Genomic DNA, 21,882 nt, shown 5'->3' with positions numbered 1-21,882 from the left:
CCGCAGCTACTTTTCGAGAACTTCAAGCACGAGCTTTTCGAGCATTTCAAAGCTCGGAGCGCCACTCCAGACGCGCTTGATATAGCCGTTTGAATCAAGGAGCATGAGCGTCGGGACCGCATGAATCCCGTAACGGCGCCAGAGTCCCTGATCAGCATCGCGGTAAAGCGGATACGGAGATGCATGTTGTTTCTTGTAGAAAGCAAGGAGCGGCTTGGTCTGTTCAGACGAAATGCCGATGACTTCGAGCCCCTGGCTAGAATACTTGTTATAGATTTTTTCGAGCACGGGGAGCGTCTGGCGGCAAGGTCCGCACCAAGTGGCCCAGAAATCGAGAAGAGTCGCCTTCGGAGCTTCCTTTCTCTTTTCGCCGTTCTTGTAGAAGTTCTTGCCAAATTCAGCCATTTTGCTTCCGATAGCAGAACCCGTGAGGCTTGAAATATCGTCCGGGCGTTCCGTAAGCGTGACAGTCAGCGGGATACGCTTGCCATCGCGGAAAATTTCAATCGCAACCTTCGAACCGACTTTCGCCTTCTTCATGACATCTTGCATCTGCGCCACGTTGACCAAATCCTTGCCATCAAAACCGATAACCAAATCGCCCGAAACAACACCAGCTGCCAAACAACCCGATTCCGGATGCACACCAGAAACAAGAAGCGCAAGGTGATTTTCATAGAGGGATTTCTTGTAAATGAGTCCAAGCCACGGTCCCGCAAACGCAGAAGCCGAGAGAAGCATGATAACACAAATTGCACGAATGATTTTCGACATTTGATCCATCCTATAAATTGCTATTTAAAAGAGATAAAAACCGATATTCATAGCTGCAGTAAAATGAGCCTCGCGATAAGAAAAATCATTTTCCTTTTTGGTTAGAGGCTCGCCAATAATGTAACTGGCGTTCAATTCGATACGGCACAAGAAACTTGCGTTTTTGAAAAAGGTAATATCACGTCCATAGCCAAGCGTTACTCGCGGAGGGAAATAGCTTTTGTCAAAGTGCTCAAAAGAGACAAACGAAGCGCCTAGGCGAACAAAGTCATCTTCGCGAGTTCCGCGGAAAAAGAATCGCCAATCTACGCCAAGTTCAAAATAATCGCCCGAAAACAAGGCTGCCCCAAAGAAGTCCACCGAATGGTGCTTATGGAAGCGATACTCGCCACTCAGCAAAACGCCTGGATGCACAGCCCCCAAATAATAGACAAGTTCTAGCTCGCCTCCAAACGAGAGCGCCGAAAGCGTATCAGCCACAGGAGCCTCTTCGTAAGGTTGCTCGATAAAGTATCCAGCGAAAGACTGGACACATACAAGCAAAAGCGCTGCGAAGAATATCCTAAGGCTCCGGAGCATCAGCGATCATCAGCCCTTTGGATTCTTGGCGTCGAAATTCTTGGCGTCATAATCGGCGAGAGTCCTGAAACCGTCTTTCGAAAGAGCTTCTTCAAGTTCCTTGCGCATGGCATGGGCAGCCATCCAGCGGAAAGCCACAACAGAATAGCACTGCACCGCATCGACGCCTAACTTGATAAGGTCGTAAATCTTGTAGCCATGGTCAATGCCACCGCAAGCCATCACGCTCATCTGCGGGTAATGTTCGCGAATGAACTTGACATTCTTGACCATGTTTTCGTAAAGCGGGCGGCCAGACATGCCACCGCGATCGCCGTCAGCACGGAGCGGGGTCAAATCATCGTACTTCACATGAACCGGGAGGTCGGTGAGCTTTTTAGTCGGATACGTATTGCCGATGACAACGCCATTCACGCCTGCCTTCACAAGAGCATCCATGATGGTCGCCGTATGTGCTTCGGCCATATCCGGGCTGAGCTTTGCATAAACGGCTTTGCGGTAGCTTTGAGCATCGCGGTATTTCTTGATTTCAGAGAAAATCCTGTCGATAAAGGACATGTCAAGATCGAGGCGGTTCTCGCCCGTATTCGGGCAGCTCACGTTAATTTCGATGTAGTCTGCCACGCGGTAAGCAATGGAGAAACTTTCGATGATGTCCTTGACTTTTTCATTTTCGTCCGTAAGGCCCGGAGTTTCGGCAACGGAGATGCCCACGCACATACCAGCCCTATGAGCGGCTGCAATTTGAGCGTCCGTGCGACGTGTCACCGCTTCAACGCCATCGTTATTGAGGCCCATGCTGTTGTGAATAGCACGGTCTTTTTCAATAAATCCGATACGCGGTCTATGCGTATTTCCTTCGCGGACGTGACGAGTGGCTGTCCCGACGGAGATGCCGCCAAATCCCATGTTGGCAAAATCGCAAATGCGAAGAGCCGTCTTGTTTGCACCAGCCGCAAGCACAATCGGAGCCCCAAAATGGAGCGGATTCGAGCCATCGGCAAACGTCACCACGCGATTCAGAGTCTTGCTCAAGTCCGGGCGACCGCCCATGAACGGAATCACCGGAGCAAAGCGTGCCACATGCTTCAGGGAATCATGGCGAAATTCCGGATTATTGTGGAAAATACGGCGAATAAGTGCCAAAATGCGGTCACTCACGCGCATATAGTATTCGTGGTTGATGCAATTATTGTTCATGAGTAGTAAAATAGAAAAATCTGATACCAAAGACAGCCTAGCTAGACTTATAGAACCAACAAACCACCTATTGCCATGATACGAAAAATTTTATAATTCTTACTAGACAAGAGAGTAAATTATGCAAAACAAAATCAAGAAAGATATTCACGAAAACATGCCGCGCTATATCGACATGCTTTCGAGCCTGGTAGCCATTCCATCCATCAGTTTTGACAATTTTGACCAGAAGTACGTTTTGGATAGCGCAAACGCCGTCAAGGCGATGTTTGAAAAAGCGGGACTCACGAACATCCAGTTTTTGATGCCGCCAAGCGGGCGTCCGAGCGTTTACGCCGAAAGCCTTACAAGCCCGGACAAGCCGACCATCCTTTTGTACGCTCATCACGACGTGCAGCCGCCCATGCGAGAAGCATTGTGGGACACGCCGCCGTTTACGGCCACGCAGAAAGGCGACCGTCTCTTTGGACGCGGCACGGCTGACGACAAGGCGGGCATCATCGTGCATCTCGCAGCCCTTGAACAGGTTCGCCGAGAACTCAAAGGCAATGGTCCGAACCTCAAGTTCATCATTGAAGGCGAAGAAGAATCCGGAAGCGCAGGCTTCGAAAAAATTCTCACGGAACATGCAGAACTCTTGAAGAGCGATGCCGTCATTATCGCCGACCTCGGAAACTTCGCGAAGGGAACACCGTCCATCACGACGACGCTCCGCGGCATGAGCGCCATCAACGTCACGCTCCGTGCGACAAAGGCTCCGCTCCATTCTGGCTCTTGGTCCGGCCCGATTCCAGACCCCGCCCAGGCTCTTTGCCGCATGATTGCAAGCCTCACCGACAAGGACGGCAAGATTCTCATCCCGCATTACGAAGATGACATTATCCCGCCGACCAAGGAAGAGCTTGAATCTTACAAGTCGCTCGGCATGACCGAAGAAATTTTCCGCAACGACGGCGGCGTTCTTGAACAAGTAAAGTTGAACGTGCCCGAAGATGAGATTTTGCTTTCACTGTGGCGCCGCCCGAGCATCATCGTAAGCACAATTGAATCCGGTTCCCGCGTGAACGCCGGTAACGTTTTGCAAGACAGCGCCTATGCCCGAATCGGCATCCGCCTTGCTCCCGGCATGGACGCCGTGAAATGCACCGACATGCTCGCCGACTTCCTCAAGGCCCAAGTTCCGAACAACATGGAAATCACCATCGACAAGGAAGACGGCGCCAATCCATTCACGACCGACACGAATCACCCGTTCTTCAAGAAGATGAGCGAAGCCATGGCAGACGCTTACGCCTCCCCCACCAAATTCATAGGCTGCGGCGCAAGCATCCCAGGTGCAGAGCTTTTCCGTAACACGCTCGGTAACATCCCGATTTTGCTCACGGGCCTCGAAGACCCGGAATGCAACGCCCATGGCGAAAACGAAAGCCTTTACCTGCCCGATTTCGAAAGCGGAATCGTTGCAGAAGCGCTTTTCTTTGCATCCATTTCGTAAGGAGGATCTATGAAACGTAAAAGACTCGTCGTACTGACTGGCGCTGGAATCAGCGCAGAATCTGGCCTCCGCACATTCCGCGGAAACGACGGCATGTGGGAACACGAAAACATCGAAGACGTCTGCACGCCAGACGCCCTCCGTCGCGACCCGAAACGCGTCAAGGACTTTTACAACTTCTTGCGAAAGGGACTCCCCGAGCACGCTCCGAATGCGGCGCACATCGCGCTTGCGAAGCTCGAAGAGCGCCTCGGCGACGAATTCTTGCTCGTGACGCAGAACGTCGACGACCTCCACGAACGTGGAGGAAGCAAGCGCGTTTTGCACATGCACGGAGACCTGATGAAACTCCGTTGCACTAAAAACGAGCACGAATTTGAATTTACGGGTGAAGAAACATTGGACACAAAATGCCCGATTTGCGGAAGCCCCGTGCGCCCGGACATTGTGTTCTTTGGCGAAACGCCTTTGTACATGGACGAGATTCAGGAAGCGCTCATGAACTGCGATGAATTCGCCTACATCGGCACAAGCAGCGTCGTGTATCCAGCTGCAGGGTTCAAGAGTTTTGCGAAATCCTACGGAGCAAAAGTCACTTGCTTAAATCTAGAAACCCCCTATGGCGACCCATACACGGACGTCGTCATTCAAGGGAAGGCAACAGAAATCGTTCCCAAGTGGTGCGAAGAATTCAAGTAGTCATTAGTTTTTAGTCATTAGTTTTTAGTTAATAGTTTGACGAATTTCACGATTATAATTCTATCGACTATTGACCAATGACTATTGACTATTTTTATTCAGCACAAAGCTTGCCGAGCTCATCTCGTTTTTCGAAAAATTTGACCAAAAGTGCGCTGTAATCCATTTGCGTGCGATTGCGCAAGAGTTCGGTAATCTCGACAGCAAGCGTATATAGCGGCGTGAGCGAAAGGTTCCCGAGAACGCCCTTTAGCGCATGAGCCGCTTCAAACGCACCATCCAAATCCTTGGCCGCAACTTTCTTCTCCAATCGTTCAAAAGTAGCGTCGTCAGGAATCGTCGTCACAAGTTTCAAATACAGGGCTTCGTTTCCAAAGCAGCGTTCAAGGCCTTCGGCCGTGTCGACACCGAAAGAATTCAATTTTTCAATAGTAATCACAGGTTATTCCCCTTTTTTCAAATTTTTTTCACTTATTTCACGCTCTATAAATGGAGCAAAATCCATTGCAGGCACAGGCTTGGAGAAGTAATACCCCTGAATAATATCACAGCCCATTTGTTTTAACATGTTCAACTGAGATTCGGTTTCAACGCCTTCAGCAACTGACGGAATCTTGAGAAACTTCGCAATTTCAATAATAATCTTTACGAGTTTCAAGTTGCATTCGTCCTTTTCCATATTACGGACAAAAGACATATCAATCTTTAATACATCAACCGGAACCGTAGTAATCATGTTCAAGGACGAGTATCCTGCACCAAAGTCATCCATTTCTATGCGGAATCCATTTTTACGTAGCTTGTCAACAACCTCGACAAGTCTATTCGTATTTTCGGAATATGCACTTTCTGTGACTTCCAGCATGATTTCGCTCGTAGAAATTTCATACCTTGAACAAATGTCTTCCAGCTTCGCTTCAAGATCTGGATCCATGATGTTGATACGGGAGACGTTCACAGATACCGGTATAGATTCTCCATACAAATCTTTCCAACGTCGGATTTGTGCAGCAGATTCCTTCCACACATAGTTATCCACTTTGCGGATAAGCCCGTTAGATTCAAATAAAGGAATAAAATCACCTGGATTAATGAAGCCCAGTTTCGGATGAATCCAACGCACCAGAGCCTCAGCGCTCGTCAGTCGCGGTTTTTCACCCACAATGCTATACTTGGGCTGGTAATAGACTTTCAATTCCTTATTGGCAATGGCTTCATCAAGATCATGGATGAGCGTTTCTTCAAAGATATACTTTGCATGTAATTCATTATTGTAACGCGCAATACATTTCGATGAATCTCCGCGATTTGAATCACAGGCGATCTTTGCGCGGTCAAACCAAACTTCAATTTCGAATTCTCGGCTGACATTTTCCCAAATTCCATAACGGATTCGAATATTGCTGATATGGAAAAAACTGGCAATTACAGAATCTAAGGCTTTACGCAAATCAGAATAATCTTCCTGATGCTCTGCAAAAATGTAGAACGTATCCGCATGGGCACGGCACGCAAAAGCATTCATCTGCGGAACGAGCGCGAGCAGGGCTTCACCAATTTTGGAAAGGAGCATATTGCCAAAAGCACGCCCACAAAATTCATTCACCAAATGGAAGCGTTCAATATCGAAAACCAGAGCGTCCCTGGGAATCTGCTTACCCAACAGTTCCGATCGACGTACATACTCAAAGAAGTAGTCTTTAGCCAAAAGCCCCGTAAGCACATCTTTTTCGGTATTGCGGATGATACTTTTCTTTTCAAAAAGTTCAATAATGCGCTCGCACCGAGCTAATACAACTTCGGGCAAATTGAACGGTTTCGTGATAAAATCAGCGGCTCCAAGCTTTAGACACTTGATTTCAAAAGCCTTCTCCGAAGTCATTACGACAACAGGAATCGACTTGAGGCGATCGCTTTCAACGCGGTGTTCCAGGAACTCGATGCCACTCATCACAGGCATAATCAAGTCCAGCAACACAAGCGAATACTCGACATCAGGATTCATCAGCATCCCAAGTGCGATTTTCGCATTGCTAGCGTAATCGACCGTATAAACCGTCGAAAGGAAATTTCCTAAAATTTCGCGGTTCACCATTTCGTCGTCTACAACAAGTACACGACGCCTTAAAACACCCTGTTGTCCAACAAAATCCATGTGGGCAATCTCCAATCCATTCTATGAGTCTAAATGTAAGAAATAGACACAAAATAGATTATGTTTTTTTAGTTACATTTTATTCATTATAAAGCTTTATTTACAGGTTCACGATGTCTTCTTCGTAATTTCCGATATCGGGAATCATCAATCCAATCAATTTATTTGTTTTGTCCATAATTTCCACACCCGTAAAAAAGGTGTGACAAATTTAAACATAAAACTTATGTATGAGTATTTCTTTTTTATTACTTATTTCACAAATAACAATGACACTTTATGTCATTTTACTAAAACTTCTTACATTTATATAACTTTGCTATCAAATTTATTACAATGACAACTTATAGCACAACGTTACTTATATTTGCGCTTACTTAATACAAATACAACCTAACTTATAAAGGGAAGGATTATATGGTGTGGAAAAAAAGGAACGGCATAAAAGACACAGCCGTCGGAAACATCGTTATGGCCATAGCTCTAATCGCAGGCTTTATAGTCCTAGGCTATAGCGCGGTACAAAACGTTAGCTCCATGTTCATGGAAGAACTGGCCGGACGTAGAGAACAGTTTGTCGAGTCAAAACTTGAAGACTATATCAACAGCCTTGAATTTGCTGTTGAGCTTTTGACAACAGAAAATTTATCTAGTGAAAAAAACTTTCAATCATACCAGCACCGTCTAAAGCATGTCTATGGATTGGAACGATTCGCCTTCGTCGATTCAAACGGGCTCATTTACACCTCCAACGGAACACGTAACGACATCGATCTTTACGATTTCGATTACAAGAATCTCACCAAGCCCGTAATTTCACTAAAAAAAGCCGAAGACGAAAACAAGACACTCATCGTCGCTATTCCGATTAACAACAAATATTACAACAAGAAAAAACTTGTCGTTTCCTTTATGGAAATCACCATTGCGCGCCTTCTCGAAGGAGTTTCCCTACAGTTAGACACGAATAGCGCGGCATCTTGCAACATTTATACAAAAGACGGCAAGTCGCTGAAGAGCATGGTTCTCGGAGGACTCACCAACGATGAGAACTTGTTCACAGCCATGGAGCACGCAACATTTGAAGATGGCTACACCATAGACAAGATTCGTGATGACTTCGCGGCTCACAGGCAGGGTTCTACGTCATTTTCATACAACGGCATGCAAGAAACCGTTTATTATATGCCCGTCAAGTCTACAGACTGGATGTTGACATACCTCGTTCGTGATAACGTTTCCACAGAACAGATGAGTTCATTTTCTGAAGGCATTCTTGAGAGGAACCTCATCATCGCTATTATTATTTTATTCGTCATCATTATCTTATTCATTTTCTTCCTTATCCAAACACGACGCACAGCAAAGCTCAAAATCGAGCGTGAAATCATTGATGCCGAAAACAGAGTCAAGCAGAAGAAACTTGAAGACGAACTTGAGCTCCAGCAAAAGCTCATCGACCAGGAGCGCAAGCGTAACGAACAAAGTTACATGATTACGGCAATGGCATCAGATTACCAAAGCGTTTTTTATGTAGACCTGGAAAAGGACATCTCTATTTGCTATCGCAAAAACGATTCCGTTCCAACACCATTCAAGAAGGGTGACAAGTTTAAATTCAGCGAATCGTTTACTCAATACGCCCATAAATACGTCGCTCCGGAATACCAAAAGAAATTTCTTGAATTTATCGACCCCGCAAACATTGTCAGGAGATTGCAGAAAAACGCACTCATTGCGTTACGCTACATGGTCATCCGCGACGGCAAGGAAAGCTACGAAATGCTTCGCATGGCAGGCGTGCGAGATGACGAGAACAGCGAAACGCTCCGCATTATTGGCGTCGGGTTCTCCGACATTGACGAAGAAATGCGCGACTCTCTCGCCAAAAACCAAGCACTCATTGATGCGTTAAAGGTCGCCGAAGAAGCGAACAAGGCAAAGACCGTTTTCCTCTCGAACATGAGCCATGAAATACGCACCCCGATGAACGCCATTATCGGCCTTGACAGCCTTGCACTCCACGAAGAAAACATTTCCCCAAAGATGCAAGACTATCTCGAAAAGATCGGTTCCTCTGCCGAGCACCTTTTGAGCCTCATCAACGAAATCCTAGACATGAGCCGAATCGAAAGTGGAAGACTGACTATCCGCAACGAAGAATTTTCTTTCACGAAACTTCTCGAACAAGTGAATACCATTTTCAACGGCCAGTGCGAAGAAAAAGGCATCCATTACAGCTGCAATGTCGACCAGAAAATCGACAGCTATTATATTGGTGACGGCATAAAGATCCGCCAAATTCTCATCAACATTCTTGGAAACGCAGTCAAATTCACGCCGAAGGACGGCAATATAGCCTTTGACATCAAAAAGACTGCTAAATTCGACAAAAATTCTACGCTAACCTTCAAGATTAGCGACACTGGCATCGGCATGAGCAAGGAATACTTACCCAAGCTCTTTGAACCGTTCAGCCAGGAAAACTCGGGAACGACAAATAAGTACGGAAGTAGCGGTCTTGGGCTTGCTATTACCAAGGGTATTGTCGACATGATGAACGGCAAGATTGAAGTCGAAAGTGAAAAGGGCAAGGGTACGACATTTACGATTACGCTCACGCTTTTGAATTCTGGCCGCTCCGATGTTATCGAAAGTAACGATGTGGAAATCCGTCCGAGCGAAATGAGCGTCCTCGTCGTCGACGATGATGATGTGGCATTACAACACGCCAAGGTCGTTCTTGAAAAGTCGGGAATTGCCGTCGAAACAGCCCCTTCAGGACGAGAAGCCATTGAGATGGTAAAGCTCCGCCACGCCAGATGCAACCCATACAGCCTTGTCGTTTTGGACTGGAAGATGAACGAAATGGACGGCGTAGAAACGGCTCGACAAATTCGCGCAGTCACAAGCGACGACACGGCAATCATCGTGCTCACGGCCTACAACTGGGACGATGTTCTGGACGAAGCGCACGCCGCTGGCGTCGATAGCTTTATCGCAAAACCGATCTTGACGGACCACCTTCTGGACGAACTCAAGGACATCCTCAAGAAGAAACGCCAGCATACAGCACCCAAAAAGACGAAGGCGGAACTTACAGGAAGATGCATCCTCCTTGCCGAAGACATGGAAGTGAACGCCCAAATCATGATTGAAATTCTGAAGATGCGTCAGGTGAGTACGGAGCATGCCGAAAACGGAAGAATCGCCGTCGAGATGTTCGAAAAATCACCAGTCGGCTATTACGACGCCATTCTTATGGATATGCGCATGCCAGAGATGGATGGCTTGGAAGCGACGGCGGCAATCCGCAAATTGGACCGCCCCGACGCCAAAAAGATTCCGATTATCGCGCTCACGGCAAACGCATTCGATGAAGATGTTCAGCGCAGCTTGCAAGCAGGCCTCAACGCACATTTAAGCAAACCTGTAAAGCCCGATATCTTGTTCGAAACGCTCGAAGGAATGCTTTAAAAAAAATCCATTGCTAACTGAAAGGCTGCTCGTTTTGAGCAGCCTTTTCTTTACTTTTCAATTTTCTTTTCGGCAGTATCGTCTTTAATCAATCGGACAAAAGACTGCGAATGTGTACTGAAAGTCACGCGGCCGGGGAAAATTTCAAAGCAGAACTTGTCCTCGGAGGTCCAGAAATGACTAAAGAAGTTATTGCTGATACCTGTGCTACATTTGACCGGAGTCGCTTCAAATCCCAAGTTATCTGTCGGGGTCACATTACACTTTTCCCAGCCCTTGCGAGACATGAGCACGCTCGACGGGTCACCAAGCCCTAAACCAGCAGCAGTTTTGATCAATGTTTCAAAGTCCTTTTTGCTCGGAACGCGCCAGCCCCTTACGGCACAATACTTGTTCACCGAGCTCCATTCGTACAAGCCCTCGCCCGTATAACCCACGCACTTGTACTTCAAGGGTTCCTTCATCCACACTTGATCGCCAATCCTTACGGTCTTGTAGACCTGACCATCGCGAGGGTCGACAAACTGCGATTCAAAAAGATTCGGGGAAAGCGAAAACCTTTTTTGCCAAATGTATTCCTGCAAGATATCGAGCATTTGTGCGCACGGTTCAAAAGAGAGCCCTAAATCCACGCAAAGTCGTCTTTGGCAAGCCTCCAAAACTTCTTGCTGTTCGCCATCCGAAAAACTTCTGATCTCATACATGCTTGACGGGATTTGCTTTAAGACAAGCAGGAACAAACGGTCCTTGGCATCTGCAAATTCGGGAACGTTTAAATTGCGCAGTTCTTTTTCCAAAGTCGATTCGTTTGCGAAAATAGAATCACCGACTTTTTGCACAAGAGCATCACACAAAGCCTTGACATCTTTTTGCGCCACCTTGACCGCTGGGCGCACCAATTTTGCACCGCAAAACGGGCAATTTTCCATTTTATCAATTAAAGTTTCAAAATCCTTTAGATTCTTATGACACTCTTTACAGAACATAGCGTTTTCCCCAATAATATTATCGAGCTTTCAACATCCATAGGGAGCCTCTAAAAAATTTAGCGGCAACCTTCGATGATAATATTAAAAAACGAGAAAGAACGGGATGTAAAACTTATGCAAAAAACAATCGCTAGGATTAATTACTTGGCACAAAAGCAATACGCAAAATGATTTGCTTCGGCAATTTTCGTCGGGAGTTCGGCGGAAAGGCATTTTTCGCGAACTTCGGCAGAAGATTGGGCGCATTTGCAGCAGCGGTCGGCAAAGCGGCACCCCTCAGCAAAGTCTTTCGGATGAGGCACAGAACCCGGAATGGACGCAAGCGTACGCAAGTCGCTATGGCTTTCGGGAATAGCCGCCAAGAGTCCTTGCGTGTACGGGTGCATCGGATGGTTGATGACTTCGCGAACGGGGCCTTCTTCGACAATGCGACCAGCATACATCACGGCAACACGGTGGGCATACTGCGAAACGATACCCATGTTGTGCGTAATGAGGAGAACAGCTGTTCCCGTTTTTTCCGCCATTTCCTTGAGTACGGCAAGAACTTGAGCCTGAACAGTCACATCCAAAGCGGTCGTCGGTTCATCGGCGATAATCAATTTGGGCTTTGGCAAAAGCGCCATCACAATGCAAACGCGCTGAAGCATGCCGCCCGAAAGTTCGTGCGGGTACGAATTTAAGACACGATCAGGATCGGTAAAACCGGCCAAGCGGAGCTGCTCGCGGATAACGTCGAGAGGATTGTTTTGCGCATTCCGAGATGGCGCGGAATCTTGCTTGGACTGCGCGCTTTTTGAAACGGCGCCCATCGAGACTGCGCTGAACTTGAAAACTTCGAGGAGTTGTTTTTTGATGGTGACGACGGGATTCAGCGCTTGCATTGGTTCCTGGAAAATGCATGCAATTTCAGAACCGCGGACGGATTGCAAATCCTTGAGCGGGAGCTTTACAAGGTCGCGAACTTTCCCATCGTCAGCATCGCGCGAATCTTGAGCCATCGCATCGAACAAAATCTCGCCGTTCACAATTTTTGCGCTTGGCCACGGCAACAAGCGCAAAATGCTCATCGCAGTCACGCTCTTTCCGCAACCAGACTCGCCCACCAGCGCAAAAAATTCGCCCGGGAAAATGTCAAACGAGACGCGGTCCGTCACTTGCAACGGTGATCTACCATCACGCGAGTTACCGTTCTTGTCAAACCCAAACGCCACCGAAACATCTTTTACACGCAAAACGGGGACTTTACTGGATTCTTCGACGGAGTTTATCCCGGACTCCGTTCCGGGACTCAGGATGACGCGATTATCTTGACTAAACATAACGGTCTCCCGATTTGGGGTCCATGGCATCTCGCACGCCTTCACCGACGAATGTCGTGAGCAAAAGCGTCACAAAGAGCGCCGCGACCGTGCTCACGGAAATCCACGGAGCATAGAGGTTGTTGAGGCCCTGGCTCATGAGTTCGCCCCAGCTCGGCGTAGGCGGCTGGAGTCCAAAGCCCAAGAAGTCTAGCGATGTGAGGCTTCCGATTCCACCAATCAACGTGAACGGGAAAAGCGTCACCACGGGAGTCATTGCATTCGGCAAGATTTCCTTGAAAAAGATATGGCGATGCCCAAGTCCAAGCACCTTCGCAGACATCACGTACGTCATGCTGCGGAGCTTCAGGAATTCCGCACGCATGTAATAGCTGAGCGAAAGCCAGTTGAACGCCGCCATAATCAAAATCAAAAGCCAGAAACTGCGGCCGTAAATACTGCCGATGAGAATCACCACGTAAAGCATCGGGAGCGACGACCAGATTTCAATCATACGCTGCATGCCCGTATCCCAGAACTTCCCGAGATAGCCCTGGATACCGCCAATGACAATGCCGAGGAACGTTCCGAGCACGGTCAAGAGCAAGCTAAAGCTAATGCAAATGCGGAACCCGTGAATCAAACGCGAAAGAACATCTCGCCCATTGCTATCAGTCCCAAGCCAGTGCTTTGCGCTCGGCGCAAATGGAGGGGTTCCCTCCTCGCTCAGATCCGCCTTCAGCGGATCGTGCGGCACTGGCGGCATGAGCGCCCACATCTCGGGGCAGCCTCCAGCACGCGGGAATCCGTCCTCTTCGTCCTGCTTACATTCTTCGACATCTGCAAAAAGCTTTGCGTAATCCTGTTCCGTCTTGTATTCGCCACCAAAGTCCGCTTCGCTGTAACGCGCAAACGCTGGAAAATAGCTCTTGCCGTTGTAGCGCAAATAGAACGGTTCGTCATTCACCGTCCACGGGCTCGTGAGCGAAAGCAAGTACGCCACCACCAAAATCACAAGCGACCAAAAGGCGCGCTTGTTTTTGCGGAAGCGCTTCAGGCGGTTCAAAGTTTCTGTCGAAAGTCTAAGTTTCATAGATTAAACAAAGCTAGGCGCATTTTCGCATTTTTCGCGGCAGTCCCTACAAGCATTAAATACTCGACTCGATAAATTCCTTGCGGAACGTTCCGTTACCAAGCAAAATATCAATCGGCAGCTTGTGGAATTCATACTCGTACGGAGGCTGTTTCCACGCAAAGTCCTTCGGGTATTCGTTGAAGATGTACTGCAACAACTTCACCGCCATTTCAAAACTGCGGAACTTGTTACGGTCCGTCACGTGAATCTGCGCACCGCCACAAATCTGCCCAGCACCCTTGTGGAATGTCGGCTGGAAGTAGTTTTCGCGGAAATACACGCCCGGGAGTTTGAGCCCGTTCATGTACTTGCAAAGTTTGACTGCATCGATAAACGGCGCACCGAAAATTTCGAACGGACGCGTCGTGCCACGGCCTTCGCTCACGTTAGTCGCTTCGAACAAGCACATGCCCGGATACACAATTGCGGTATCGAGCGTCGGCATGTTCGGGCTCGGCAAAATCCACGGCAGTCCCGTTTCATCAAACCACATGCGCTTATCGTAACCGTCCATGTGCATCACATAAAGTTCGCACTTCGGGAAACGTTCGGCCTTGAACTGTTCAGCAAGTTCTCCAATCGTCTTGGCATGGCGAGTGCGGATGCTATGCAAGCCCACAAAGCTCGTGTAATTGAGGTCGAGCACCGGCCCTTCTTCGTCCACGCAGTTAATCGGATTCGGGCGATCCACCACGACCACCGGAATTCCCGCCTTTTCGCATGCCTTCATGCAGAGGAAAAGCGTCCAAATGAACGTGTAGTAACGCGCGCCCACATCCTGCAAATCCACAAGCATCGCATCCACATGCGAAAGCATTTCTGCGGTCGGTTCACGATGTTCACCGTAAAGGCTGTAAACCGGAATATGCAATTCCGGATCTTCGTAGCCTTCCCATTCAATCATGTTGTCTTGCGTGTGTCCCTTGATGCCGTGCTGCGGGCCAAACAAAGCCGAAAGCTTAAAGAGCTTGCCATCCAAATCCTTGAGCAAGTCAAGCGTATAACTCAAATCGGCACAGACCGAAGCTGGATGGAGAACCGCACCCAGGCGCTTACCACGAAGCGCTGCCGGGAAACTTTTTTCAAAATGGGAAAGAGCTAACGTAACCATATTTTAAAAGTAGAAAAAGCCCCAAAAAGGGGCTTATAAACAAAGACTTAATTGCGTCTATTTCGATTTTATTCGTGGACCACAACTTTTTCAAGTTTCTTGTCCTGAACCTTCACGCCGTCCCAGAGAATCGCATTGCTGATTTCAGAATTTTCAATCACGCAGCCATCCCCAACCGACACGTTAGGACCGACCTTGGAATTCTTGATGACCACGTTCTTGCCGATGTAGCAAGGCATGACAATTTCAGAACCGTCAAATTTCGGAGCCACCTTTTCGTTGCGTTCAAGAACATGCGCATTCGTTTCAAGCAGCGTCTCGACAAGGCCGCAGTCCAGCCACTTTTCAACCGGAGCCGTGCGGAACTTGCTGCCGCCCTGAATCATGCGTTCAAGAGCATCCGTCAACTGGAATTCGCCCTTCGTACGGATGTCGTTCTGCATGAGGTAGTTCAAGGCCTCCTTAAGAGCCTTGACATCCTTGATATAATAAATACCAACAATTGCCTCGTCCGAAACGAACTCCTGCGGTTTTTCTACAAGACGTTCAATATGGCCATTCTTATCCGTCACTGCCACACCGAAACGCTTTGGATCAGAGACCTTGAACGTGTAGAGAATATTTTCCGTAGCCTTGTCCAGAATAGACAAGTCCGCCTCGAACAGCGTATCGCCAAGAATAATCAAGAGAGGTTCATCGTCGTTCACATACGGGAGAGCAAGGCTAATAGCTTCACCCAGCCCCTGCGGATTAGACTGAACCACCGTGCGCACAGCGCCCCATTCCGATCTCTGCTTTAAAAAATCATCGACAACGGAAGCCTTATACCCCGTTATGAAAATCGTCTCAGAAGGCTTCAAAAAAAGAGCACCATCAACAATCCAATCTATGATTGTCTTACCAGCAACAGGAAGCAAGCACTTAGGCAAATTTTCCGTGTATGGACGTAGGCGAATGCCATTTCCAGCAACAGGAAGAACAATTTTCATTCAAAACCCTTTTTATTACAGTGTGTATCAAACACCCTTACTTAAGGCAAAATATAAAAAAATTGTATCTAAAAAAAAGCATAAGCATTTATTAAGGTCTTTTTTCATTCTATGTAATCACTGCTCCCGCAACAAGTTCTATAAAAAAAACACCATCTCGTTAAAGATGGTGTTTAGTGGATGATGCAGGGGTCGAACCTGCGACCCGCTGATTAAGAGTCAGCTGCTCTACCAACTGAGCTAATCATCCAAAATTCTTAGGTCGCTTTTCAGCTATGTCTTTGCAAAAATCAAAAGCCGCAGTTTCAAAGTTCGTTAAATTCCGCTTTCGCTTTCAAAAACGCTTAGCTTTGTCTGACGCTTTTGTATTTGCAATACCTCACCTTGCGGTTTGGTATTTAGTGGATGATGCAGGGGTCGAACCTGCGACCCGCTGATTAAGAGTCAGCTGCTCTACCAACTGAGCTAATCATCCAAAATTCTTAGGTCGCTTTTCAGCTATGTCTTTGCAAAAATCAAAAGCCGCAGTTTCAAAGTTCGTTAAATTCCGCTTTCGCTTTCAAAAACGCTTAGCTTTGTCTGACGCTTTTGTATTTGCAATACCTCACCTTGCGGTTTGGTATTTAGTGGATGATGCAGGGGTCGAACCTGCGACCCGCTGATTAAGAGTCAGCTGCTCTACCAACTGAGCTAATCATCCATAGTCGCTTAGGACGGGCTCAATGTTAGAAATATTGAAAGCGATTGGCAAGGGGAATATGGAGAAAAAATTCATTTTTTTTTGCTATATTCTACGTTGTAAACAATTTTTCGCATCTATCACCATGACAAAACTGCTCCCCGCACTTCTATTTTCGCTGTTATTTCTAGCCTGTGGCGATGAAAAATCCCCAAATTCTCCCGATGACGAAGATATTTCCAGTTCTTCCCAAAAAGATTACAAGTCGAAAAGCAGCTCTTCTTCAAAAAAAGACAGTTCTTCTTCGAAGAAAAACTCTTCGTCTAGCTATAGCTCCTCCTCTACAAAAAATTCGTCCAGTTCAAAAACATACTCCACAGAATTTAAAATAGACCCCAAAACGGTCTCCAAAGGAAAATTCACCGACAAGCGCGACGGAAGAGTCTATAAAACCGTAACCATAGGCGACCAAACATGGATGGCTGAGAACCTGAACTACAAGACGAGCTCCGACAGCGAATGCGAAGCCGACTCCACAGATAAAAAGTGCGAGAAAAAAGGATTACTCTACAAATGGCAAGCCATAATCGATGCCGCTTCAGGTTATTGCGAATCCTATAGAATATGCGCTGAACCCATTCAAGGTATTTGCCCCGACGGATGGAGAATTCCTACAAGAGATGAATGGGACACACTTATAACTCGCATCGGCATTCGAGATAAAGACGGAATAAAAATTGAAGCAGGTTATCGCCTTCGCTCAAAGGACTTCTACGGTTCTGACGTTTACGGATTTTCTGCGCTTACCGTGGAATTTTGGACATCAACAAACTTCAGAGACCAAAGAGACGACAGACGCGTTGTAACCGCTAAATTAGGTGAGGACGCATACTTGTCTGGATCTGCCCAAGACTATCCAAAAGCATATCTTCGTTGCATTCAAGATACAACCCCCAAACCAGATTTAAACAACCCAGCTACAATCAGGTCTTACGACAAAAACTGCAAAGATTCGGTTTGGACCCCTAAGATTCCGCCTTGCAATATCAATGGCAAAGACAATTGCGAATACGGCGAATTTGAGGGCAAAAAAACAATAAAAATCGGAAATCAAAAATGGATGGACTACGATAAAATCGTATATCCGCTTTACGACTCGCGAACATGCCCCTTAGGATGGCGAGTTCCAGACCCAGAAGATTGGAATGAACTCATTCAAAATGTCGGAGGAAAATGTTTTGCCACCAAAATGTTGGCTTCGCAAAAAGGCTGGGAAAGCGGGAATGGATTTAACGCTTACGGATTTGACATTAAGCCGACGGGCTACTACTCCACATGGCTTGATTACGAGAAAAAAAGAGTTTCTCAAGGGCGAGAATTTTATGAAAAAGAAACAGCAACCACATTTGTCGTCAGAGACAGCTTAAATACAACATATAAGTACATGGCATATTTTTCCACAGGACGTTCGTTCTTTTTGCAATACAATGATGATTATAGTGCCAATCTTTATTGCGTCACAAGTACCCCTGCGCCGGATATCTCAAGTTCTTTCTTTAATCCAAATTTCAATTACGGAGAATTCACTGATTCTCGCGACGGGAAAACATACAAGACGACAATAATCGGTCCGCAAAAATGGATGGCTCAGAACCTGAATTACGAAAGCGATTCTAGCGTCTGCTATCAAGACTACTTTTATTCAAGTTATTGCAAATCACTAGGACGGCTATATTCGTTCGAGGATGCTCAAAACGCATGCCCCGCAGGGTATCATTTACCATCAAAGGACGAATTCGACACACTGATGTCCTTCGGAGCCATTTACCACAAAACAAACAACTTGTTCTCGGCCTACAACTTTGGTGATGATACTTACGGATTTTCATTAGTTATGGCGGGTAGTGGAGAAGGTTCTACGTTTTTTAGTGGTTTTTACGACAAAAAACAAGCAAAAAAAATGTCTTATAGCGGTGTGGCGTTCCTTTGGAGCAGCACGCCAAAATCTGATTCTACTGCATACGGGTTATATGCGTACAAAAGCGATGTGTCTGACACTTTACGTGCAAGCTATTCAAAAACATCTGGATCATGGAGAACCTACGCGTCCGTCCGTTGCCTAAACGACACTCTCTTTAACGAAGAATCCAAATAATGAGTTTCAATTCCAACCGTCTAGACGCATTTCTTTCGCACCTCGGAGTCGAGCGAAACCTTTCGCCCGTGACTATCCAGAGCTATCAGGAAGACTTGCGGCACTTTATTGCCTGGCTAGACGAAAATGGGATTGACCTCAAGGATTTAAAGCCCGAAAAGCTAGACGAATTTTTGACATTCACCGCAGGGCAGGAGGAATACTCCCCCACATCTGTCGCTAGGCATTTTTCGAGCCTGCGCGGGTTCCTCAAGTACATGCAGAACCAAGGCGAGTACGATTACAGCACTGAATCGATGCTTGCAACACCCAAACTCGGGCACTACCTGCCGCAGTACCTGACCCGTGAAGAAATCGATAGCGTATTTGAGAGCGCAGCAAACGGCAAGAACCCGCTCCGCGATACCGCATTGTTCGAACTGATGTACAGCGGCGGGCTCAGAATTTCAGAGACGCTCAGCATAAAGCTTTCGCAAATCGATCTGGAAAACGAATGGCTGATGCCCATCGGCAAGGGCAACAAGCAACGTCTTGTGCCACTTGGCAGCAAGGCCAAAGAAAACCTCCGCGCATGGATTGAAGAGGGCCGCCCCCTCACCCACCCGACTACAGACAACATCATTCTCAACGCGCACGGTAAGCCGATGACCCGCATGGGGGCATGGAAAATCGTTCAACTGCATACGATGCATTTGAGCAAGCAAGTCTCGCCGCATACGTTCCGCCACAGCTTTGCCACGCACTGCCTAGAAGCGGGTATGGACTTGCGCGTATTGCAGGAACTGCTCGGACACGCCGACATCGGGACCACGCAAATTTACACGCACATCGACAAAGAATTTATCAAAGTAGAACACCGCAGTTTCCACCCGAGAGAACAAGCGCATTGACATGCGCTGTTTTTCTATTTAAATTTTCCGCAAAAATTTTATTTCTTTATCCTGATCATCGGGGAAAATCATGAAAAAAGTAATTCCAGCCCTTTTATTTGCGGCCACTACAGCTGCTACAATCTTTGTAGCCTGTAGTAACGAGTCTAGCGACGAGAACCTCCCAAGAGAAATCATTACGGAAGTCGAGTCGATCTACGAACTTGGAAAATGTGGCGACGAAAACGAAGGCGACACCGTATACGCCAAAAAAGAAGACGCCGAATACTACTGCCACAACGAAAACTGGATCCCCGTTTCCAATGAAGAATCTGAAAAATCATCTAGCAGCAGCAAGGTAAGTTCCTCGTCCATGACCAAGGACGAACTCAAGAAGTTCACCGAACTGTGTAAGGCTTCTGGAGGTACCACCAAAGATGGTGTTTGCGTCTGTAAAAAAGAGCTCTGCGATGTCGGTGCAGTCTGTAATACCGTTACAGGTATTTGCGGCAACCAAAGCAAGCCCACCGATATTCCATCGGATTCAAAATCCAGCGACTCTAAATCCAGCGATGACCCTACAGAACTCACCTTCGCTGACCTTTGCGTAGCTTCCGGCGGTAAAGCAAAAGACGGTATCTGCATCTGCGATAGCGAACGCTGCGACAAAGGTGCTGTCTGCAACACCATCACGGGAGTCTGCGGGAACCAGAGCAAGCCCTCCGATGTTCCACCGGAATCCGACCCCATCGACCCTTCTACCGACCTTACCTTCAACGATTTGTGCAAGGCGTCTGGCGGTAATGCCAAAGATGGCATCTGCGTCTGTAAGAAAACATCCTGTGACGAAGGCGTACTCTGCAACACCATCACGGGTGCCTGCGGAAACCAGAGTGAACCTGTCGAAAACTCTTCGGATTCCAAGTCCAGTTCTTCTACAGAACCAACCTTCGCCGACTTGTGCGAGGCATCCGGCGGTACAGAAAACGACGGAGTCTGCGTCTGTAAGAGTTCCCCCTGTGACGAAGGCGTGCTTTGCAATACCAAGAGCAAGGAATGCGCCAACAAGGACGTCTTTGAAAAAGAATGCAACGACAGCGACAAGAGCACATGTTCCAACAGCCCCTTAGGAGTCGGCATTGTCAAGGAATGCGTAAAAGGAGTCTTCGTGAACCGCTCGTGCAGCACGGTCTCTTGCAACGAAGAAGGAACAGAATGCGGTAAATGCCTTGACGACGTCCAGACCTGTACCGAAGACAATAATTTCCACGCAACAGTCACCCGCTGCGAAAACGGTAAGAAGGTGACCGAAAGTTGCGGAGAAAAATCCTGCAATCAAAGCAACAACGGTTGCGGCGAATGCACGAACTACGAACACACCTGCACCAACGATAAAGCCGGAAAGGGAACCGTCTACGAATGTGTCGCCGGCGAAGCCAAGAAAGCCGTTTCCATATGCGGCAACAAGTCGTGCCGTACCGACAAGGCCATCTGCGGCGAGTGCCTTAACGGCGAACTGAGGTGCGACAATGACATCAACAACAACGCCATCATGTACAGGTGCGTCGACGGGCAATGGGAACGGCTCCATAACAAGTTCGACCCGCTCGACAAGGACTATTACAAATGTCCCGTCGCTTGTAGAGAGGGCACCGATCCACAGAAGATGGATTACGAATGCGACATAAACCAATGTTCTGATTGTGATCCATGCTGGGGTGAACCAATGGTGGGATCTCCCTCCAATCCAAACCCCTGCTACGACGAGAAACGTTGCAAACAAATTCTCAAGGATGAAGATCCCGACTACCCGCCGTTCAGGGATTTCGAAACGAAAAATAAATGGAAGGCCCTGATTCCCGAAGAAAAAATGGCCGTGAAGATCGTTACAGGATACAACTGGAAAGACTATACCCACACTGACGTTAATGACCGAGTGGGGCCTTTCGAGTTTGACCTTACAAACGAGACGCGCCGCGTATCGTGCAACGCCTTGGGAACCTACTTCGGCAAATGCCACAACACCCTGCAGACCTGCATCAACACAAGTTATCACAAAGGCGGATTCATGGTGGTCTGCGCTAACGGTGAACTTATCGACGAAGAGAAGGAAGGAGACGGAATCGCTTGCAATTGCGAAATAACAACTAACAACGCCGAGGGATGTTGTTACACCAGAAGTGCCTGCTTCAAGCAAACCAACTGGTCTAGGGACCGTTGCGCTAAGCCCAAGAGTACCGCTGCCGACGAATAATTTCATCGACCTTTCAAGCAG

The 21,882-nt window shown here is 47.5% G+C and carries 16 protein-coding genes and 3 tRNA genes; 6 read left to right on the top strand and 13 right to left on the bottom strand.

Annotated elements, in window-relative coordinates:
* Window positions 1-6: 6 nt before the first annotated feature.
* The 3 genes from B7991_RS03455 to B7991_RS03445 are packed head-to-tail and all read right to left on the bottom strand — an operon-like array spanning window position 7 to window position 2,553.
* Window positions 7-774 carry a thioredoxin-like domain-containing protein gene (locus B7991_RS03455; RefSeq protein ID WP_088629758.1) on the bottom strand — a complete coding sequence of 256 codons (768 nt, stop codon included), beginning with the start codon at window positions 772-774 and terminating at the stop codon, window positions 7-9.
* Window positions 775-798: 24 nt separating this feature from the next.
* Window positions 799-1,353, bottom strand: coding sequence for a hypothetical protein (locus B7991_RS03450; RefSeq protein ID WP_088629604.1), 555 nt, complete (start codon window positions 1,351-1,353; stop codon window positions 799-801).
* A gap of 9 nt (window positions 1,354-1,362) precedes the next feature.
* The gene (locus tag B7991_RS03445) at window positions 1,363-2,553 is read right to left on the bottom strand and encodes a dihydroorotate oxidase (protein WP_088629603.1); all 1,191 of its coding nucleotides are present in this window, start codon (window positions 2,551-2,553) and stop codon (window positions 1,363-1,365) included.
* Window positions 2,554-2,674: 121 nt separating this feature from the next.
* On the opposite strand from B7991_RS03445, the gene B7991_RS03440 reads away from it, so the two are divergent.
* Window positions 2,675-4,048: a M20/M25/M40 family metallo-hydrolase gene (locus tag B7991_RS03440; RefSeq protein WP_088629602.1), complete on the top strand. Its 1,374-nt coding sequence runs from the start codon at window positions 2,675-2,677 to the stop codon at window positions 4,046-4,048.
* Window positions 4,049-4,057: 9 nt separating this feature from the next.
* A complete protein-coding gene (locus B7991_RS03435; protein WP_088629601.1) occupies window positions 4,058-4,747 on the top strand; it encodes an NAD-dependent deacylase in 690 nt (229 codons plus the stop codon).
* A gap of 94 nt (window positions 4,748-4,841) precedes the next feature.
* On the opposite strand, the gene B7991_RS03430 is transcribed toward B7991_RS03435, so the two are convergent.
* Together B7991_RS03430 and B7991_RS03425 are read right to left on the bottom strand one after the other, a co-directional pair.
* The gene (locus B7991_RS03430; protein WP_088629600.1) at window positions 4,842-5,186 is read right to left on the bottom strand and encodes an Hpt domain-containing protein; all 345 of its coding nucleotides are present in this window, start codon (window positions 5,184-5,186) and stop codon (window positions 4,842-4,844) included.
* A 3-nt stretch (window positions 5,187-5,189) separates the two neighbouring features.
* The gene (locus B7991_RS03425; protein WP_088629599.1) at window positions 5,190-6,902 is read right to left on the bottom strand and encodes an EAL domain-containing protein; all 1,713 of its coding nucleotides are present in this window, start codon (window positions 6,900-6,902) and stop codon (window positions 5,190-5,192) included.
* A 417-nt stretch (window positions 6,903-7,319) separates the two neighbouring features.
* Between B7991_RS03425 and B7991_RS03420 the strand changes: the two genes are divergently transcribed.
* On the top strand, window positions 7,320-10,379 hold the full coding sequence (locus tag B7991_RS03420) for a hybrid sensor histidine kinase/response regulator (protein ID WP_088629598.1): 3,060 nt from the start codon (window positions 7,320-7,322) through the stop codon (window positions 10,377-10,379).
* A 50-nt stretch (window positions 10,380-10,429) separates the two neighbouring features.
* Here B7991_RS03420 and B7991_RS03415 read toward each other — a convergent pair whose 3' ends face one another.
* The 8 genes from B7991_RS03415 to B7991_RS03380 all read right to left on the bottom strand — a co-directional run bounded on the left by B7991_RS03415 (window position 10,430) and on the right by B7991_RS03380 (window position 16,604).
* Window positions 10,430-11,365, bottom strand: coding sequence for an FISUMP domain-containing protein (locus B7991_RS03415; protein ID WP_088629597.1), 936 nt, complete (start codon window positions 11,363-11,365; stop codon window positions 10,430-10,432).
* A gap of 143 nt (window positions 11,366-11,508) precedes the next feature.
* A complete protein-coding gene (locus B7991_RS03410) occupies window positions 11,509-12,690 on the bottom strand; it encodes an ABC transporter ATP-binding protein (protein WP_088629596.1) in 1,182 nt (393 codons plus the stop codon).
* Entirely contained in the window at window positions 12,683-13,762 is a 1,080-nt protein-coding gene (locus B7991_RS03405) for an ABC transporter permease (protein ID WP_088629595.1), read from the bottom strand. The genes B7991_RS03410 and B7991_RS03405 overlap by 8 nt, the downstream gene beginning before the upstream one ends.
* A gap of 55 nt (window positions 13,763-13,817) precedes the next feature.
* Window positions 13,818-14,915, bottom strand: coding sequence for an exo-beta-N-acetylmuramidase NamZ domain-containing protein (locus B7991_RS03400; protein WP_073424074.1), 1,098 nt, complete (start codon window positions 14,913-14,915; stop codon window positions 13,818-13,820).
* A gap of 68 nt (window positions 14,916-14,983) precedes the next feature.
* Window positions 14,984-15,904, bottom strand: coding sequence for a sugar nucleotidyltransferase (locus B7991_RS03395; RefSeq protein ID WP_088629594.1), 921 nt, complete (start codon window positions 15,902-15,904; stop codon window positions 14,984-14,986).
* Between the two features lie 177 nt (window positions 15,905-16,081).
* Window positions 16,082-16,154, bottom strand: a tRNA-Lys gene (locus tag B7991_RS03390).
* A 152-nt stretch (window positions 16,155-16,306) separates the two neighbouring features.
* Window positions 16,307-16,379 (bottom strand) — tRNA-Lys (locus B7991_RS03385).
* A 152-nt stretch (window positions 16,380-16,531) separates the two neighbouring features.
* Window positions 16,532-16,604, bottom strand: a tRNA-Lys gene (locus B7991_RS03380).
* A gap of 22 nt (window positions 16,605-16,626) precedes the next feature.
* Here B7991_RS03380 and B7991_RS03375 point away from each other — a divergent pair.
* The 3 genes from B7991_RS03375 (at window position 16,627) to B7991_RS03365 (ending at window position 21,861) form a co-directional block, all read left to right on the top strand.
* Complete coding sequence (locus B7991_RS03375; RefSeq protein WP_088629593.1) at window positions 16,627-18,738, top strand: FISUMP domain-containing protein; 2,112 nt, start codon at window positions 16,627-16,629, stop codon at window positions 18,736-18,738.
* Window positions 18,738-19,628 (top strand): tyrosine recombinase, encoded by an 891-nt coding sequence (locus B7991_RS03370; protein WP_088629592.1) that lies wholly within the window; start codon window positions 18,738-18,740, stop codon window positions 19,626-19,628. Before B7991_RS03375 ends, B7991_RS03370 begins: the two co-directional genes overlap by 1 nt.
* Window positions 19,629-19,698: 70 nt before the next feature.
* Entirely contained in the window at window positions 19,699-21,861 is a 2,163-nt protein-coding gene (locus B7991_RS03365) for a hypothetical protein (protein WP_088629591.1), read from the top strand.
* Window positions 21,862-21,882: the final 21 nt, after the last annotated feature.

Source organism: Fibrobacter sp. UWB3, from assembly GCF_002210405.1.
In the GTDB taxonomy this organism is placed as follows: Bacteria; Fibrobacterota; Fibrobacteria; order Fibrobacterales; family Fibrobacteraceae; genus Fibrobacter.
The sequence above is the reverse complement of the archived record's forward strand: the minus strand, read 5'-3'. Positions and strand labels throughout refer to the sequence as shown.

Bases quoted from the DNA above. Each gene is read 5' to 3' on its own strand.
- B7991_RS03455 (WP_088629758.1), bottom strand. From the start codon at position 774: ATGTCGAAAATCATTCGTGCAATTTGTGTTATCATGCTTCTCTCGGCT.
- B7991_RS03450 (WP_088629604.1), bottom strand. From the start codon at position 1,353: ATGCTCCGGAGCCTTAGGATATTCTTCGCAGCGCTTTTGCTTGTATGT.
- B7991_RS03445 (WP_088629603.1), bottom strand. From the start codon at position 2,553: ATGAACAATAATTGCATCAACCACGAATACTATATGCGCGTGAGTGAC.
- B7991_RS03440 (WP_088629602.1), top strand. From the start codon at position 2,675: ATGCAAAACAAAATCAAGAAAGATATTCACGAAAACATGCCGCGCTAT.
- B7991_RS03435 (WP_088629601.1), top strand. From the start codon at position 4,058: ATGAAACGTAAAAGACTCGTCGTACTGACTGGCGCTGGAATCAGCGCA.
- B7991_RS03425 (WP_088629599.1), bottom strand. From the start codon at position 6,902: ATGGATTTTGTTGGACAACAGGGTGTTTTAAGGCGTCGTGTACTTGTT.
- B7991_RS03420 (WP_088629598.1), top strand. From the start codon at position 7,320: ATGGTGTGGAAAAAAAGGAACGGCATAAAAGACACAGCCGTCGGAAAC.
- B7991_RS03415 (WP_088629597.1), bottom strand. From the start codon at position 11,365: ATGTTCTGTAAAGAGTGTCATAAGAATCTAAAGGATTTTGAAACTTTA.
- B7991_RS03410 (WP_088629596.1), bottom strand. From the start codon at position 12,690: ATGTTTAGTCAAGATAATCGCGTCATCCTGAGTCCCGGAACGGAGTCC.
- B7991_RS03405 (WP_088629595.1), bottom strand. From the start codon at position 13,762: ATGAAACTTAGACTTTCGACAGAAACTTTGAACCGCCTGAAGCGCTTC.
- B7991_RS03400 (WP_073424074.1), bottom strand. From the start codon at position 14,915: ATGGTTACGTTAGCTCTTTCCCATTTTGAAAAAAGTTTCCCGGCAGCG.
- B7991_RS03395 (WP_088629594.1), bottom strand. From the start codon at position 15,904: ATGAAAATTGTTCTTCCTGTTGCTGGAAATGGCATTCGCCTACGTCCA.
- B7991_RS03375 (WP_088629593.1), top strand. From the start codon at position 16,627: ATGTTAGAAATATTGAAAGCGATTGGCAAGGGGAATATGGAGAAAAAA.
- B7991_RS03370 (WP_088629592.1), top strand. From the start codon at position 18,738: ATGAGTTTCAATTCCAACCGTCTAGACGCATTTCTTTCGCACCTCGGA.
- B7991_RS03365 (WP_088629591.1), top strand. From the start codon at position 19,699: ATGAAAAAAGTAATTCCAGCCCTTTTATTTGCGGCCACTACAGCTGCT.